This window comes from Eubacterium sp. F2 (genome assembly GCF_046244355.1).
Taxonomy (GTDB): domain Bacteria; phylum Bacillota; class Clostridia; order Peptostreptococcales; family Anaerovoracaceae; genus Aminicella.
Genome location: NZ_CP176393.1, coordinates 1,386,440 through 1,401,713 on the forward strand (window position 1 = coordinate 1,386,440; position 15,274 = coordinate 1,401,713).

At 49.0% G+C, this 15,274-nt stretch carries 16 protein-coding genes and 1 tRNA gene; 13 read left to right on the top strand and 4 right to left on the bottom strand.

All coding sequences use genetic code 11. The features are described 5' to 3' along the window. Nucleotides 1–155 precede the first annotated feature (155 nt). From ACI77B_RS05820 to ACI77B_RS05835, 4 genes are all read left to right on the top strand, one after another. A tRNA-Glu gene (locus ACI77B_RS05820) sits at nt 156–230 on the top strand. A gap of 440 nt (nt 231–670) precedes the next feature. Beyond that, the gene (locus tag ACI77B_RS05825) at nt 671–829 is read left to right on the top strand and encodes a hypothetical protein (RefSeq protein WP_409335955.1); all 159 of its coding nucleotides are present in this window, start codon (nt 671–673) and stop codon (nt 827–829) included. Between the two features lie 527 nt (nt 830–1,356). Further along, on the top strand, nt 1,357–2,175 hold the full coding sequence (locus ACI77B_RS05830) for a nitroreductase family protein (protein ID WP_409335956.1): 819 nt from the start codon (nt 1,357–1,359) through the stop codon (nt 2,173–2,175). Continuing rightward, nucleotides 2,176–2,607 (top strand): Rrf2 family transcriptional regulator, encoded by a 432-nt coding sequence (locus ACI77B_RS05835; protein ID WP_409335957.1) that lies wholly within the window; start codon nt 2,176–2,178, stop codon nt 2,605–2,607. 254 nt (nt 2,608–2,861) lie between these two features. Here the strand turns inward: ACI77B_RS05835 and ACI77B_RS05840 are convergent, their stop codons facing one another. Next, nucleotides 2,862–3,431: a chromate transporter gene (locus ACI77B_RS05840; RefSeq protein ID WP_409335958.1), complete on the bottom strand. Its 570-nt coding sequence runs from the start codon at nt 3,429–3,431 to the stop codon at nt 2,862–2,864. Nucleotides 3,432–3,440: 9 nt separating this feature from the next. Beyond that, complete coding sequence (locus ACI77B_RS05845; RefSeq protein WP_409337703.1) at nt 3,441–3,971, bottom strand: chromate transporter; 531 nt, start codon at nt 3,969–3,971, stop codon at nt 3,441–3,443. A 378-nt stretch (nt 3,972–4,349) separates the two neighbouring features. On the opposite strand from ACI77B_RS05845, the gene ACI77B_RS05850 reads away from it, so the two are divergent. Further along, a complete protein-coding gene (locus ACI77B_RS05850) occupies nt 4,350–4,757 on the top strand; it encodes a LysR family transcriptional regulator (protein WP_409335959.1) in 408 nt (135 codons plus the stop codon). Beyond that, nucleotides 4,745–5,230 carry a LysR family transcriptional regulator substrate-binding protein gene (locus ACI77B_RS05855; RefSeq protein WP_409337704.1) on the top strand — a complete coding sequence of 162 codons (486 nt, stop codon included), beginning with the start codon at nt 4,745–4,747 and terminating at the stop codon, nt 5,228–5,230. The genes ACI77B_RS05850 and ACI77B_RS05855 overlap by 13 nt, the downstream gene beginning before the upstream one ends. A gap of 27 nt (nt 5,231–5,257) precedes the next feature. On the opposite strand, the gene ACI77B_RS05860 is transcribed toward ACI77B_RS05855, so the two are convergent. Next, the gene (locus ACI77B_RS05860) at nt 5,258–6,790 is read right to left on the bottom strand and encodes an APC family permease (RefSeq protein ID WP_409335960.1); all 1,533 of its coding nucleotides are present in this window, start codon (nt 6,788–6,790) and stop codon (nt 5,258–5,260) included. Between the two features lie 477 nt (nt 6,791–7,267). After that, nucleotides 7,268–8,695, bottom strand: coding sequence for a sodium-dependent transporter (locus ACI77B_RS05865; protein WP_409335961.1), 1,428 nt, complete (start codon nt 8,693–8,695; stop codon nt 7,268–7,270). A 564-nt stretch (nt 8,696–9,259) separates the two neighbouring features. On the opposite strand from ACI77B_RS05865, the gene ACI77B_RS05870 reads away from it, so the two are divergent. The 7 genes from ACI77B_RS05870 to ACI77B_RS05900 all read left to right on the top strand — a co-directional run bounded on the left by ACI77B_RS05870 (nt 9,260) and on the right by ACI77B_RS05900 (nt 15,216). After that, complete coding sequence (locus ACI77B_RS05870) at nt 9,260–10,213, top strand: LysR family transcriptional regulator (RefSeq protein ID WP_409335962.1); 954 nt, start codon at nt 9,260–9,262, stop codon at nt 10,211–10,213. Between the two features lie 504 nt (nt 10,214–10,717). Next, entirely contained in the window at nt 10,718–11,407 is a 690-nt protein-coding gene (locus ACI77B_RS05875; RefSeq protein ID WP_409335963.1) for a hypothetical protein, read from the top strand. A gap of 30 nt (nt 11,408–11,437) precedes the next feature. Continuing rightward, nucleotides 11,438–11,650, top strand: coding sequence for an indolepyruvate ferredoxin oxidoreductase subunit alpha (locus ACI77B_RS05880; protein ID WP_409335964.1), 213 nt, complete (start codon nt 11,438–11,440; stop codon nt 11,648–11,650). A gap of 16 nt (nt 11,651–11,666) precedes the next feature. Next, on the top strand, nt 11,667–12,725 hold the full coding sequence (vorB, locus tag ACI77B_RS05885) for a 3-methyl-2-oxobutanoate dehydrogenase subunit VorB (protein ID WP_409335965.1): 1,059 nt from the start codon (nt 11,667–11,669) through the stop codon (nt 12,723–12,725). 13 nt (nt 12,726–12,738) lie between these two features. Beyond that, complete coding sequence (locus ACI77B_RS05890; RefSeq protein WP_409335966.1) at nt 12,739–13,485, top strand: thiamine pyrophosphate-dependent enzyme; 747 nt, start codon at nt 12,739–12,741, stop codon at nt 13,483–13,485. 3 nt (nt 13,486–13,488) lie between these two features. Continuing rightward, on the top strand, nt 13,489–14,025 hold the full coding sequence (locus tag ACI77B_RS05895) for a 2-oxoacid:acceptor oxidoreductase family protein (RefSeq protein ID WP_409335967.1): 537 nt from the start codon (nt 13,489–13,491) through the stop codon (nt 14,023–14,025). A gap of 324 nt (nt 14,026–14,349) precedes the next feature. Then, nucleotides 14,350–15,216, top strand: coding sequence for an acyl-[acyl-carrier-protein] thioesterase (locus tag ACI77B_RS05900; protein WP_409335968.1), 867 nt, complete (start codon nt 14,350–14,352; stop codon nt 15,214–15,216). Nucleotides 15,217–15,274: the final 58 nt, after the last annotated feature.

The following is a 15,274-nucleotide window of genomic DNA, read 5'->3' on the forward strand; positions in this document are numbered from 1 at the left end:
CTCTTATATGCATAAAGAATCCAGATTAATTTTTTTAAAATATTTTCAAGGAAGCTGTTGACAGGGGCACTGATTCCGTGTATTATAATATTCGTCAGTTTTCAAGAGCGCCTGATTGAAAAGTTCTTTTGAAGATTGCGTAAAACTTAAGATATGTCGGATTGGTCAAGTGGTTAAGACGTAGCCCTCTCACGGCTGAGTCCAGGGTTCGATCCCCTGATCCGATACCAACGAATAACTCTGAACTGTGTTTATGGTTCAGAGTTTTTTCATGCCCTGAATCTGTTCTGCCTTTTACAGTGCCGCAGAGCTTTCAGGCGCAGATTCGTGTTTTTAACTGGATGAAAAGTTTCCTGCAGCAGGACGCCGGCATGGATTTCGGCATAACGGTGTTTACTTGCACGTGTATATTTTGTCCGGAGCGTTTGAATTCCTTCGATGTTGGCAATAAATGCTTATAGAAATTATCAATTCAGTTACTGAAGGGAATTTGCCGGGAGGCTTGGAATAGATGAAGCAGAGACAGGTGCTGCTGCCTCTTTCGGAGGTGGCGTATTTAAAGCGGACGCTGATGGAGAAGTTCAATCTCTATATGCACATGCATGATACCTGAGGGGGCGGGCAGTCGTTCACCTTCGACGAGCCGGTTTCACAGGATGTGAAGAAGTGGATGGAAGAGTATTTTCAGAAAGAAGATCAGGTCGCGGATTTTGATGAGGATGACATGGGCCTGGTGGTGCTGACAAAAGGAAAGGGCCAGGGAACTGACCGGGCAGGCGGCCGTGAGGCAGCTGCCGGCGGCGCATGCACGCTGAATTTTGGCAGATAAGATGCGCTGCGCATGAAAAGGCAGGGCTGCGGCTGTATGAATATGGAAATAGAGAATTGCATCAGAAGGGGCTGTAGCAGCAGGTTGTACGCATTAACCTGAGGCTATGGCCTCTTTTCTCTGGATGTTGGGGTGCCATGTGTGCCTGGCATGTATATATAGAAGAATATCTGAAGCTGGGCAAGGTGTTGGGTAAGGCCGGGCGTGCAAATGCATGTCTGAATACAGATATTCAGTTTTTCTTGGGTCTGCACACTCACTTCCCGATATTCATCATATATGCAGGCGTTATAAAAGTTATATCTTTCACGGTTATTAACAAATGCAATTTTTGTGATCTCAGTCTGTCAGAACGGGAAGATGTTCTGGCTGGATCTGTGGCTGGTAACATGGGATAAATTTTGGACAAGCAAAACGCAGCTTGGATCTAAGCGCAGGTATTGCCAAAAATTGCTTGACACAGAATCGTCCCTGCTTTATGATACTTGTATCAGATACAGATACTAATAACGAAAGGCGGATAGATCATGACATTATCTATAGAGACAATTAAAAACAGAGTGAGCGTGCGGACATTCGACGGAAATCCTGTTCCGGAGTCTGTGCTTGATGAGATCAGGAAATATATCGGAGATGTTGAAAATCCATTTCAGGTACCCCTTGAATTCCAGATACTGGATGCAAAAAAATATGGTCTCAGCAGTCCTGTTATTATTGGAGCGGATACCTATATCGCCGGCAAGTATAAAAAAGGAATTCATGCAGAACTCGCTTATGGATATGCGTTTGAGAAAGTGATTTTGTATGCAGTTTCATTAGGACTGGGAACGGTATGGCTGGCCGCGACGATGGACAGAAAAGCCTTTGAGAAAGCAATTGAGCTGAATGAAGATGAGGTAATGCCGGCGGTATCTCCTGTCGGATATGCCGCAGAAAAGCGTTCGGTAAGAGAAGTCCTTATGAGAAAAGGACTGAAGTCAGATGACAGAGCAGCCTTTGAAACACTTTTCTTTAACGGTGACTTCCAGCATCCTTTGAAAGAGGAAAAAGCGGGACATTGGCTGACTCCTCTGAAGATGCTGCGGATATCGCCATCTGCAACTAATAAACAGCCATGGAGAGTCGTTACAGAAGAAAACAAGGTCCATTTTTACGAACAGAAAACAAAAGGGTATGCGAAAGAGAGTACAGGAGACATTCAGAAAGTGGATCTTGGAATTGCCATCTGCCATTTTGAAATTGCTGCCAAAGAAGCAGGCTTGAAGGGATGGATTACACAAAATGATACGGGCCTTGCGGTTCCGGACAGCACGGAATATATTGCAACGTATGAACTGGAGGATTAAATGGATACGAAATTTTCATCAGCGGTTCATGCTCTGATTCTTATCTCAGAGGCAGAAACACCTATGAACTCGGAACAGATTGCAAACAGTGTCGGTACAAATGCGAGTTACATCAGAAAACTTACGACCAGATTGAGAAAAGCAGGAATCATAGAAAGTCACAGAGGTGTCAGTGGCTTTACGCTGAACAAGGAAGCGGATGAAATTACTATGCTCGATATTTACAAGGCGGTTATGGAAACCGACGAAATACACCTTTTTGATATTCATCAGAATCCGAATGACCAGTGTATCGTAGGCCATAATATTAAACCGGTGCTTTCGAGTATGTTTCAGGATCTGGAAGGACAGATGGAAAGGCAGCTGTCAAGGCTGACACTTGCTGACTGTATCAATGATATGAAAACATATATTAGCGAGAACAGTAAATAACAAGGAGTAAAAATGAAAGCAGCGATACTGAACAAATACGACAAGTATGAAAGTAAATGATGAGAAGTGAAGGGTCAGGCTCTTCGTCGTTCTCAATAGTTACAGCGAGCCCGGGAGTGGAGGATTCCCGGACCCGCTGTTTTAGGTTTTAAATCTCATTTATAGTTAATTGCATTGATGATATCAATCGAGCTGTCGGGTATTTACAGTAAGGTGATTATTTCAGGCAGCTATAGGGAATGCGTTCTCTGATATTACCCTCCAATCACGACTCCTGCTGCGCCTGCGGCCAGGATATACACGATCGGATGGAATTTAAACTTCTTATAAGCAATCAGGACAACGGCGGCAAGAATGATCATTTTCCAGTTGAACAGGTTCATCAGGATGCCGGTTTTCTGGAAAACTTTGATGTTCAGCAGGGAAATTTTTGCGACCTGCAGGCCTGCGGCGCTGATCAGGGCAACGGAGGCCGGCCGGATGCCGTAGAAGATCTGCTGGACTGCTGCGGCGTTCTTAAATCTGTCCAGAACCCGCGCAATGATCAGGATGCAGATGACAGACGGCAGGACCAGGCTGCAAGTGGTGACGACGCTGCCCAGAACGCCCATGGCGGTAAAACCGACATAGGAGGACATGTTGACGCCGAGAGGCCCCGGTGTGGACTCGGACACGGCGACCATGTCGGCAATGTCATTGGTGGAGAACCAGCCCATGCGGGCGGACATATCGTAAAGGAAAGGGAGGGTGGCCAGGCCGCCTCCGACGGCGAAGAGGCCGGTTTTAAAGAATTCCCAGGACATCTGTAAAAGTGTAAACATCATTTTTCCTCCTTACGCATTGCGTTTTGTCACACGGCTGATCAGAACGCCCAGGGCGCCTGCGAGAACGACGTACAGAATCGGCGACAGGTGCAGGAAAAGGGAGCCTGCGAGGATGGCCAGGAAGATGGCGATGCAGAAGCGGTCAACCAGGGATTTCTTTCCCATTCTTACGACGGCATCGAGGATCAGGACGCAGACGGCGGCGCGGATTCCGCTGAATGCGTGGATGGCCCAGGCGCTGTGTGCAAAGTTCTTCAGGAATGCGGAAATGATGCAGATGATGACGATGGACGGGAAGATTACGCCCAGGGTTGCGAAAATTCCTCCGAGCGTTCCTGCGATCCGGCAGCCGACGAATGTGGCGGTGTTCACGGCGATGACACCCGGTGTGCACTGTCCTATGGCGTAGTAATCCATCAGCTCTTCCTCGGTGGCCCAGCCGCGCTTGTCGCAGACTTCCCGCTGCAGAATCGGCAGCATGGCGTAGCCGCCCCCGAATGTGGAAACGCCGATCCCTGCAAAGGTCAGGAAGAGGTCCAGGTAAAGTGCGGGTCTGCTCTTATGGGCTGGCCGGATTTCTCCGGAATTGATCTCTCCGCTCTTTACAGGAGATGATCCAGCATTTTTCAATGCCTTGTTTCCGGCGGTATTTAATGAAGTTGTGTGAAGTTCTGGATTGCTGCGTGCATTCATGACAGGTGATTCTCCTTTCCGCAGGGTATCTTGCGATGCATTCAGAAGTCCGGCGGGCTTATCGGGGAGACCGTGGAGCAGATGTCCGCGGCCTCCCGGCCCGTGGTTCATTCTTACTTGCTTTTGTAAGTTTATGCTAGCATGCTTTTTGGTATATAGTGTATATATAGTTGAGATGAATCAATATAATAAAGGTATGGGTATATGCGGAAAGGGGTGCAGATCATGGAACTTCGGCAGTTAAGGCATTTTCTGGTGATTGCGGAGGAAGGGAGTATTTCAGCGGCGGCAAGGCGTCTGCACCTGTCTCAGCCTCCTCTGAGCCGTCAGATGTCACTTCTGGAGGCAGAGTGCGGGCTGATTCTGTTTCACCGCGGAAGCAGGGAAATCACCCTGACAGAGGCAGGGCGCGTGCTTCAGCGTTATGCTTCGCAGATGCTGGAAACAGAAGATTCGATTTTTGATGAAATGAATGATTTGAAGAAGGGCCGCCGGGGCGTGGTGAGGATCGGCTTGATTTCATCGGCTGCAGGGGATGCGGTCTGCCGGATGCTCAGCCGTGCAAAAAGGAAATTCCCGATCTTCAGCTGCGACTGTATGAGGGAAATTCCTATGAAGTTCTGGACATGCTAGAGAGCGAGAAAATCGATCTTGGCGTGGTCCGTACGCCGTTTGCTGAGCCGCATCTTCAGAAAACTCTGCTCCGCCGGGACTGTCTGGCCGCGGTGGGACTGCCGGGGATGTTTCCGGAGGCGGAAGGGACAAAAACCATCCGGGTCAAGGCGGCTGACCTGGCGGCGCGGCCGCTGATCCTCTACCGCAGATGGGAGAAGATTTTCCGCATGCAGTGTGAGCAGGAGGGAGTCGTCCCGCAGATTTTCTGCATAAACGACGATGCCCGGACTGCGCTTCAGATGGCGAAGTCCGGGCTGGGAGCCGCACTGGTGCCGCAGTCCGCGCTTTCTGACGAGGACGGGCTTCTATGCGGGATATTGGAAGAAGATGTATTTCAAAGTGATGTGTATCTGGTCAGCAGGGAAAACCGGGACCTCAGTGAAACAGCAGCTGCTGTCCGGGATCTCATGGCCTCCTCTGCCGGCCGTTAAAAGAAATGTAAGGTGAAAACGTGACGTTTACGCAGTCTGACGCTCGTTCTCATTTTCATCCGCATAAACTTTTCCGGAATGATCGAAGGCGTAGACTTTCTCCTGGCAGCGGCGTCCGTGCTCGGCGACGCAGCTGATGCCTTCAATGTATCCGAAGCGCTCCTTATACTTTCTCTTGTTGTGAATGTAGAATCCGGCTCCGATCAGGGCCCAGGCACCTGCCATCATCCATTCCTGAACGGTCAGTGTGCTTCCGGAACCCGGAATGATGTACATGGCAACCATGAATCCGGATGTGATAATGGCTCCGTATCCGACGAATCTGCCATGTCTGACCTTGAATGGGCGCTTCATGTCCGGCGCCTTCTTACGCAGGATGACGAAGGAAACTGCGACCATGCAGTATGCGATGCAGCAGCCCAGGTTTCCGGCGTCGCAGATCCATACCAGCATTTTCTGGCCGGCAAACGGTGCGAGCATGGAAAGGAATCCGATCAGCAGGATTGCGCGGACCGGCATCTTATTCTTTCCACTCAGCTTTCCGAAGGACTTCGGAATCATGCAGGATTCTGCCATGGAGTACAGTGCTCTGGATCCACCGATCAGGAAGGAATTCCAGCTTGTGATAATTCCGCACATTCCGCCGATGATCAGAACTTTTGCCATTACTGCGCTATTGAAGGCCTTTGCGATGGCATCTGCAGTGACCAGTCCACCTGCGGAATTCATGGAGGCCTTCAGTTCTGCCGGGTTCAGCAGATTGCCTACGGCCAGAATGACGAATCCGTAAAAGACGACGGCCAGGATAATGGAGAGAATCAGGATTCTTCCGATTTTCTTCAGCGGAACATTGATTTCCGATGCTGCCTGTGGGATGACGTTGAAGCCGATCATGAAGAATGGTGTGACGACGGCAACGTTCAGTACGTGACTGAAGGCAGAACCAGCAGTATTTCCGACAAAAAGCTGCGGCATCAGATTGGAAGAATCGCCTCTGATGGCCGAGGATACGATCAGGAGAATGCCGACACCTCCGATGATCAGTGTCAGGACGGTCTGAAGGACAGCGGCTGCCTTGACTCCCATCAGGTTGACCAGTGTGGTTCCTGCGGCGATAAGCAGTGCTACGGCAAGCCAGGATGCGTAAACGCGGAATCCTGCGATTGTATATAAGTACCCCTTTAAGAATCCCGGGAAAATATAGGTAATAATCGATGGGAATGCGCAGGCTTCATAGCAGACAACGGCAATGTAGCAGAAAATCATCGACCAGGTGCAGACGTAGGAACCGGTCGGTCCGAGCGCCTTATAGCTGAAAATGTGCTCGCCGCCGGTCATCGGCATTGCTGTGGTCAGCTCTGCGTAGGTCATGCCGACAAAGTAAATGACGATGCCGCCGATCACGAATCCGAGCGCGGCTCCGAGAACGCCTCCTCTGCTGATCCAGTCACCGGATGAGATCACCCATCCCCAGCCGATCATGGCTCCGAATGCCATGACGAGGATGTCGCCGGAACCCAGAACCTTCTCGAACTGGGCATCGTTATTAGAACTAGACATAAAATATAACCTCCCTTGGTTATTGAATCGTGAAAATATTATTTTTGGATTTTATATAAGATATTCAGAATATCACCGCTCGATTGACAATACTATTCTATGTAAGTGTTGTCACGATGTCAAAGGAGATTGGAGAAAATTTAACAAGAGAAGAGAAAAAAGTATTGAATTTGTGTATGAACGACAATACAACCGGCTTCAGTTCTGGTGTTTTTGTAAATACATACCAATTTGCTAGGGGTTAAAAGGCGCGGAACGAGCTTCTGCCGGAGGCATAGTGACAAGGGAATGCGTCAGATAAGGCGGTCACTTGCCAGGCTGGCTTTTGTCCAGAAAACGGAATCGGGCAGATGGGGATGGGACAGACTGAAGATGAACAGGCAGCTGGAAAGGAAAGAAGAAAAAAATGCGGCCGGGCAGAGTGCCCGGGCCGCAGGATATTGGAAGGAAGTTTAACAGGCATAGATGCCTGAATCACTAACCAAACAGTGCCATGTACCAGCCAGTCTTGCTGAAGAAGAAGCTGCTGATCTGAACGAATACGATGAATGCCATGACGATCGGGCAGATCCAGCGAAAACAGAAGTTGACGAACTTGCGGCTTCCGTAGTTGGATCCGATCTGAACTTCATCATCCAGATATCCGTAATGCACCCATCCGAAGAGGATGGCCATGATCAGTCCGCCGAGCGGCATCAGGATGCCTTCTGCGCCCAGATCGAATACGTCGAGCCAGCTGCCCATTCCGAAAGGCTTCCAGAAATGTGTATTTCCGCCGAGCTGGTCATAGGCAACCAGGAATGCGCCGATGCAGGTTGTGCAGATGGCGAGGAGAACCATGCCGATTCTTCCGGAGGACTTGCCTTTCTTCAGACGGCTGTCGATCAGTGCGGCAACGCCGCCTTCCATCATGCCGATGGAGGAACTGAGTGCTGCGATGAATACCAGAAGGTAGAATATGAAGCCGAAGACCGGTCCGCCGGCTCCCATTTTCTGGAATACATACTGAAGGGAGACGAAGAGAAGTCCAGGGCCTCCTGCAGGCTGCAGTCCTTCCGCAAATACGGCAGGCATTACGCAGAGACCTGCTGCAAGTGCTGCGACAGTGTCCAGAAGAGGGATCATGAATGCACTCTTCTGAATGTCGTCTTCTTTCTGCATGTAGGATCCGAAGGCGATCAGGCATCCGGATGCGAGAGACAGAGAGAAGAAGAGCTGGCTTCCTGCTGCTGCCATGACTTTCAGCCATCCTGTTCCGGCGAGAATGGAGAAATCAGGCTTGAACATGAACTTCAGTCCGCCGACGGCGCCTTTCAGTGTGCAGCAGCGGATTGCTGTAATGAGAAGCAGAAGGTAAAGTGCCGGCATGGCGACCTTGGAGAATTTTTCAATTCCCTTGGATACGCCGCCCATAATGATGACAGCAGTGATAAACAGGAATCCGAACATCCAGGCGAGGTCGACACCGACATGACCGATGGAATTACCGAAGTATTTGGACGGGTCTGTTCCGTTAACGCCCCAGCCTGCATGGAAAATGTCGCCGAAGTTGACCACCATGTATTTCATGACCAGCCCGCCGAGAACACAGTAGAAGCAGAGCAGGAAGAACGGAACAATGGTTTCGAACACACCATTAAAGGTAAAGCGCGGATCGCAGTCGTGATAAGCGTCGACTGCGGATTTTCCGGTCTTGCGTCCCAGGGCGATTTCGCCGACCATCAGTGGGTAGCCGAGGAATACGGCCATGGCTATGTAGATAATAATGAAGGCGAAACCTCCGTTCATTCCCATTTTGTACGGGAATCCCCAGATGTTGCCAAGGCCGACTGCGGAGCCGACTGCAGCCATCAGGAAGCCGAAGTTGGAATTAAAGCTTCCACGCTGCGAAGATTTCTGTGACATAAAAATCCCTCTCTTTCATGAATAATAATGAATAAAGTAAGTTATGTTTATTGTACAAGAACAATATTCGATCGGTTCATATATTATGAACCAAAATTTAGGGATTTACAATAATTTATTAGAAAATTTTTTAGGCTATTTCGAAAGAATACGGAAAAATTAATTGTAGTCTGAATATCAGAATTAATTTTATATGAGCAGAAAAGATATCGGTGTATATTTATAGCAGATTCAGTCCGGCAGAAACAAAAAAGAAAATATCCGCCGGATAGCGGATATTTTCCTGGATTGGATTGATTTGTTTTACTTCACTTTATGCGAATATCCCGGAGAAAGGATGTCCGCATGGATCTGCTGATCCATAAAAGCTCAGGAGAGGCCGTGCATTTCATTTATACACGCCTTCTCTATACATAATGATTATACCACATTTTTTGCGTTAAAGTATACAAAAATCATGCGTTTTATGATACTATTTTTGTATCATATGGGAAAAAGGGGAAGAAGGCCTGAACGGGATGAAGAATCTTTTCTTATCCAGACAGGGAAACGGGAGGTTGGATTATGGATTTTCGCAATTTACAATATTTCCTGACGGTGGCGCAGTGCCTTAATTTTACCAAGGCCGCAGAAAGGCTTCATATGAGTCAGCCGCCTCTGAGCAAGCAGATTCAGAATCTGGAGCAGGATCTCGGTGTCAAACTGTTTGACAGGAGCAGGAGGCAGCTTCAGCTGACGGAGGCGGGACAGACACTGGTGCACAGAGCCGAGCAAATGCTGACGCTGGCGGACAAGACACGTCTGGATCTGCAGGAAATGACGGACAAGCTTGCCGGCTCCATCAATATTTCAGTGGTAGACGGCCGTGCGCCGTACTATTTAGCACGCTGGATTGCTGCTTTCCGTGAGAAGAATCCGATGGTCCGCTTTGAATTTGCAAACGGATCCAGCGATGACGCATTGGAAAGAGTGGATCAGGGACTTTCCGATCTGGCCGTCGCCGCGGCGCCGTACGATGAAGAGGAATTCAGCGGATTCAGCGTCGGAAAAACACCATGGATTGCGGTCATTCCGAAGGCCCATCCGCTTGCACAGCGAGAGGGGGAGGAACTTCCGCTTTCCCTTCTGAAAGGGGAACCGCTGATCGGTCCGCAGAGACCGTCCCGGGCGAGAGCGCTCAGAAGATGGTTCCGGGAAGTGGGAGAAGAGGCGAATGTTGTCTGCAGCACATCCAGCTACAGCGATACCATCGCGCTCTGTGAGCAGCATGTGGGGATCGGAATTTTCCCGCAGACCACCTATACACCGAACCCGTATATCGTCCGCAAGGTCATTACCGAGCCGTCCAAGTACATAGAATATGTACTCCTCTGGCAGAAGAATGCGCACGTCAGTGTCCTGGTAAAGGAATTTACCGATTTTGTACGCGAATACGTGGAAGAGTCCGCGAAAAACGTTCCGCTTCTGATGAACGGACAGAATGAATTCAAGATTCCGGACGATGCAGAGATGCTTTAATTCTCCGGACAAAAAGCAGACGAGCAAGGAAACAGAAGGGCAGATTCCGCAGCTTCAGGCAGAGCCGCGGGTATTCTGCCCTTTTTTGTGCTTTCCGCAAGCGGCAGCAGGCTTCCCGCTGTCTGGCCGGCCGATCCGGAACATGAAAAGTACAGGATTTCAATACTTTTGTGACTCTATATCAAAAAGCTATTATAAAAACTAGTAAAAAAATATCGTAGTTTAGCAGACTGAAGTAAAGAGTGCTTAAAATCACAGCAGCCTTCTTGCAGATGAGTTTTGTCTTGAAATGGAATCGGGTGTAAATGTTGAAATAATGGGAACTACAGGACATTGACATCTGTATTGGCGTCTTAAGGTATACAGTATAATTTGTGTTTGAAACACAAAAACAAAAGAAATATTTAGACAAAACTTGATTATATTTGATAATCTATTGACATACGTGTTGGGTTGGAATATTCTAAAAATATAAAAAATAGGGGAGATGAAGAGATGCCGGACATGACAGATAAATTGAAGCAATATTGCGATGCTGATAAGGTGCTGATTATCACCGGGCATTATGGCAGCGGAAAAACAGAGATTGCTATGAATTTGGCGGTTGACCAGGCCCAGAGAGAAAAAAGCAGACGCGTCGCGATTGCAGATCTGGATATCGTCAATCCGTATTTCCGTTCAAGAGATTATTCTTCATTATATGAAAAGTACGGAATCCGGATGATGGCAAGCTCGCGCTCGGCCTCAGATGCGGATCTGCCGACACTGCCGGCGGACATCAGAGCAGCGTTTGATCAGGAGGATCTTTTCACGATATTCGATGTGGGAGGAGATCCGGCCGGAGCGCATGTCCTCCGCGGATATACGAGGTGGCTGGCAAATGTTCCGCACGCGATGCTGGTTGTGGTAAATGCGAACCGGCCGCAGACGGACACGGCAGAAAAAGCCGCCGCATATATTGCGGAAATCGAAAAGGCCAGCGGGCTGAAGGCGGATGGAATCATTGACAACACGCATCTCTGCAGAGAAACGACGGCAGGAGAACTGGAAAAAGGCCGCCGGATCTGCGCGGAAATTTCTGAACATACTGGTCTGGACACGGTCTGCCACACCGAAGAGAAAGCGAAATTTGCTTCCGGTGAAAGTGACGTGTATCCGATCAATATATATTTGAAAAAACCCTGGGAAGTTTAATTCAGCTGTTGAACAGGAGGTGTACAGCATATGGAGACCAAGGTTACATTTAACACCGACAGATGTAAAGGGTGTGAATTGTGTGTAACGGTATGTCCAAAGCATATTCTGGCTCTGGATATGGAACACACAAATATTAAGGGTTATCATCCTGCGGGCATTACGGATCAGAGCCAGTGCATCGCATGTGCAAGCTGCGCAAAGATCTGTCCGGATTCAATCATTACGGTAGAGAAGTTTTAGAAAGGAGTGAACTGCTGTGGCTAAGGAATTATGGAAAGGTAACGAAGCGATCGCAGAAGCAGCGATCAGAGCAGGCTGCACGGCATATTTCGGTTATCCGATCACTCCGCAGAGTGAGATTCCGGAGTACATGTCCCTGCATATGCCTCAGTCCGGCGGAGTATTTCTGCAGACGGAATCTGAGGTTTCAACAATCAACATGCTTTACGGAGCCGGAGGAGCAGGCGCCAGAGTTATGACAACCACATCTTCTCCTGGATTTGCTCTGATGCAGGAAGGCATGGGCTATCTGGCAGGAGCGCAGGTACCATGCGTCATCTGCAACTGCATGAGAGGCGGCCCGGGACTCGGAACTATTCAGCCTGCACAGGGAGATTACTTCCAGGCAACCAGAGGCGGCGGAAACGGTGACTATGAGAACGTAGTACTGGCACCGAGCAACATGCAGGAAGCCGTAGACATGGTTCAGGAAGCATTCGATATCGCTGATCAGTACAGAAATCCATGTGTTCTGCTGATCGACGGACTGATCGGCCAGATGATGGAGCCGATCGAATGGCATGAGATCAAGCACAGAGATCTTCCGCCGAAGGACTGGGCTACAACCGGACGTCACGGAAGAGATCATCATAATATTATTAATTCCCTCTACATCGATCCTGTAGAGTGTAATAATTTCAATACAGAGCTTCAGAAGAAGTTCCAGAAGATGAAGGAAAATGAGTGCCGCTGGGAAGAAAAAGACTGCGGCGATGCAGAAGTCGTTCTGGTCGCATACGGAACCCCGGCCAGAATTTCCCTGTCTGCAATGGAACTGTTGAGAGAGCACGGCATCAAGGCCGGACTTTTCCGTCCGAAGACGGTATGGCCGTATCCATATGACGCTCTGAGAAAGATTGCAGAGCAGGATTCCGTAAAGAAATTCCTCGTTGTAGAAATGAGTGAAGGACAGATGATTCAGGATGTACAGCTTGCTGTTCAGGATCGCAAGCCGATCGAATTCCTGGGACACGCGGGAGGCGTAATGCCGACTGTAGAAGAGATCGCCGAGAAAGCGATGAAAGGTTTGAAGTAAGGGGGATCGTGATATGGCAATCGTATATCAGAAGTCAAAGGGACTGACCGATACAGAACTTCATTACTGCCCGGGATGCAACCACGGAATTATTCACAAGCTGGTTGCAGAGACGATGGAAGAACTGGGAATTATCGACAGTGCAGTCGGTGTATGCCCGGTAGGATGTTCTGTATTTGCATATAACTATTTTGCCTGCGACATGCAGGAAGCTGCGCACGGAAGAGCTCCTGCGGTAGCAACGGCAATCAAGAGAACACATCCGGATATGCCGGTATTCACCTATCAGGGTGATGGAGATCTGACATCCATCGGTGCGGCAGAAATCGTTCACGCAGCAGCAAGAGGAGAGAAGATCACGACCATTTTTGTCAACAACGCGACATACGGCATGACCGGAGGACAGATGGCTCCGACAACACTGATCGGACAGAAGACAACCACCAGCCCGCTGGGAAGAACCGTTGAGCAGGCCGGATACCCGATCCGTGAGGCAGAGATGCTGGCTACACTGGACGGAGCAAGCTATGTTGCAAGAGTATGTGTAACCGATATTCCGAACCTGAATAAGGCAAAGAAAGCAATCAAGACAGCATTCCAGCGTCAGCTGGATGGAGACGGCTTCTCCTTCGTTGAAGTTCTGTCTACATGCCCGACCAACTGGGGACTCTCTCCGGTTGACGCGTGCAAGTGGCTGAAAGAGAACATGGTTCCATATTACCCACTGGGTGTAATTAAAGATACGAGAGCGGAGGGATAAAAGATGAAGAAGCAGATTACAGTATCCGGTTTTGGTGGACAGGGTGTGCTGTCAATCGGTAAATCCCTCGTAGAAGCCGGAATGGATGAAGGACTGGAAGTTACCTGGGCACCGTCATACGGCCCGGAGATGAGAGGCGGTACAGCAAACTGCTCCGTCGTAATTTCCGACAAGCCGATCGGTTCTCCGGTATTTACACATCCGACAGAGCTGATTGCCATGAATCTGCCGGCACTGGAAAAGTTTGAGCCGAGAGTTGTTGAAGGCGGACTGATTATCGTCAACAGCTCCGTTGTTGAACAGAAGGTAGAAAGAACAGATGTCAAGTCTTTCTATGTTCCATGTGTCGACATTGCGACAGAACTTGGAAACACCAAGGTAGCGAACATGGTTATGCTGGGTGCCTATGTCAAGGCAACGGGCGCTCTGAAGGTTGAAACGGTACAGGAAATGATTAAGAACATGTTCACGGGACGTAAGGCAAAACTGGTTCCGATGAACATGGAAGCACTGCAGAGAGGAATGGAGTGCATTAAATAAGGCTGACAGCTCTGAGCTGACAGGGTTTGCAGGAAGATGTCTTTCAATTTGGAAGGCCTCTTCCTGTTTTCTTTTTGTCTGCATGCAGAAGGACTGACGCGGAGGAATGTCCTGGCTGAAACGGCGGAATGGGGTGCAAAACAGGGGAAATGAGTGTGTGAACAGGATTTTTCAGCATGAAACTGTAGAAATTAAGAAATATTAATAGCAAATCGCAGCCTTGAAGCACAAAAAAGTTTTGTGTATGATATAATAATTACAACTGTCTGGGGGACTGCGTGGAATTGAAGGGAAACGGCACTTGTGATCTGCGCGGAGCTGCCCATGAAAAAGAGTATGTTTGGAGAGGGGAAAGATATGTACTACACAGAGCATTATGCTGTCAGCAGTCATGATGTGGATGTGAATAATAATATCCGGCCGTCCATGGTGCTGCGGTTTATGCAGGAGACGGCAAACCATCAGATGAGGGACAATAAGCCGAGTTATTATGACTTGTTTTTTTCGGGAAAGTCCTTTGTAATCACAAGAATTTCAATTGAAATCTATGAACAGCTGCATCAGTATGATGAAATCGATGTCCGCTGCTGGGTCTGCGAGGGAAAGGCGGCAACCTATGTCCGCTGCTACCAGATCTACAGAGACGATACCCTGTGTGCGCAGGCCTATTCGGAATGGGCACTTACGGATATTCACAGCGGCAGGCTGATCCGCACATCGGAGATTGATTTTTCAAAGTACGAGGCGGGAAAGAAGCTGGAACTTGATCTCCCCCGCAGGTTCCATGTACCGGGAGATCTTGAAATGAAGAGGCTCGGGAATGAGCGTGTGCGTTACAGCGCTGTGGATCTGAACGGGCATATGAATAATACCTATTATCCGGACATGCTGTGGAACTGTATTCCGGATATTGAGCAGAAGATGGTCACGTCTATGAATATCCGTTTTATTCATGAGGCGCTTCTGAATTCGGAAATTGAAGTTTTCGGTGCGGAGACCGAACGTTCTTTCGCGAAGGATCCGCGTGCAGAGCAGGTATATGTGATGCGTTCGCAGATCGGGGAACGGAAAAACGTAGAGATGATTTTCGGACTGAAAACGCTGGAGCACCCGTTGTGGGATGACGATCAGCTGCAGAGTCTGATGCAGGAAGACACGCGTCAGAAAAATCTGCGGTTCCCGGCGAAGTAAATCAATCCGGGAATAAACAGAAAGCAGCAGGAATAAGTCTGAGTAAGGAAAAGCTGAA

Coding starts and splice junctions, on each gene's coding strand:
- ACI77B_RS05825 (WP_409335955.1), top strand. CDS start 671: ATGGAAGAGTATTTTCAGAAAGAAGATCAGGTCGCGGATTTTGATGAG.
- ACI77B_RS05830 (WP_409335956.1), top strand. CDS start 1,357: ATGACATTATCTATAGAGACAATTAAAAACAGAGTGAGCGTGCGGACA.
- ACI77B_RS05835 (WP_409335957.1), top strand. CDS start 2,176: ATGGATACGAAATTTTCATCAGCGGTTCATGCTCTGATTCTTATCTCA.
- ACI77B_RS05840 (WP_409335958.1), bottom strand. CDS start 3,431: ATGATGTTTACACTTTTACAGATGTCCTGGGAATTCTTTAAAACCGGC.
- ACI77B_RS05850 (WP_409335959.1), top strand. CDS start 4,350: ATGGAACTTCGGCAGTTAAGGCATTTTCTGGTGATTGCGGAGGAAGGG.
- ACI77B_RS05860 (WP_409335960.1), bottom strand. CDS start 6,790: ATGTCTAGTTCTAATAACGATGCCCAGTTCGAGAAGGTTCTGGGTTCC.
- ACI77B_RS05865 (WP_409335961.1), bottom strand. CDS start 8,695: ATGTCACAGAAATCTTCGCAGCGTGGAAGCTTTAATTCCAACTTCGGC.
- ACI77B_RS05870 (WP_409335962.1), top strand. CDS start 9,260: ATGGATTTTCGCAATTTACAATATTTCCTGACGGTGGCGCAGTGCCTT.
- ACI77B_RS05875 (WP_409335963.1), top strand. CDS start 10,718: ATGACAGATAAATTGAAGCAATATTGCGATGCTGATAAGGTGCTGATT.
- ACI77B_RS05880 (WP_409335964.1), top strand. CDS start 11,438: ATGGAGACCAAGGTTACATTTAACACCGACAGATGTAAAGGGTGTGAA.
- ACI77B_RS05890 (WP_409335966.1), top strand. CDS start 12,739: ATGGCAATCGTATATCAGAAGTCAAAGGGACTGACCGATACAGAACTT.
- ACI77B_RS05895 (WP_409335967.1), top strand. CDS start 13,489: ATGAAGAAGCAGATTACAGTATCCGGTTTTGGTGGACAGGGTGTGCTG.
- ACI77B_RS05900 (WP_409335968.1), top strand. CDS start 14,350: ATGAAAAAGAGTATGTTTGGAGAGGGGAAAGATATGTACTACACAGAG.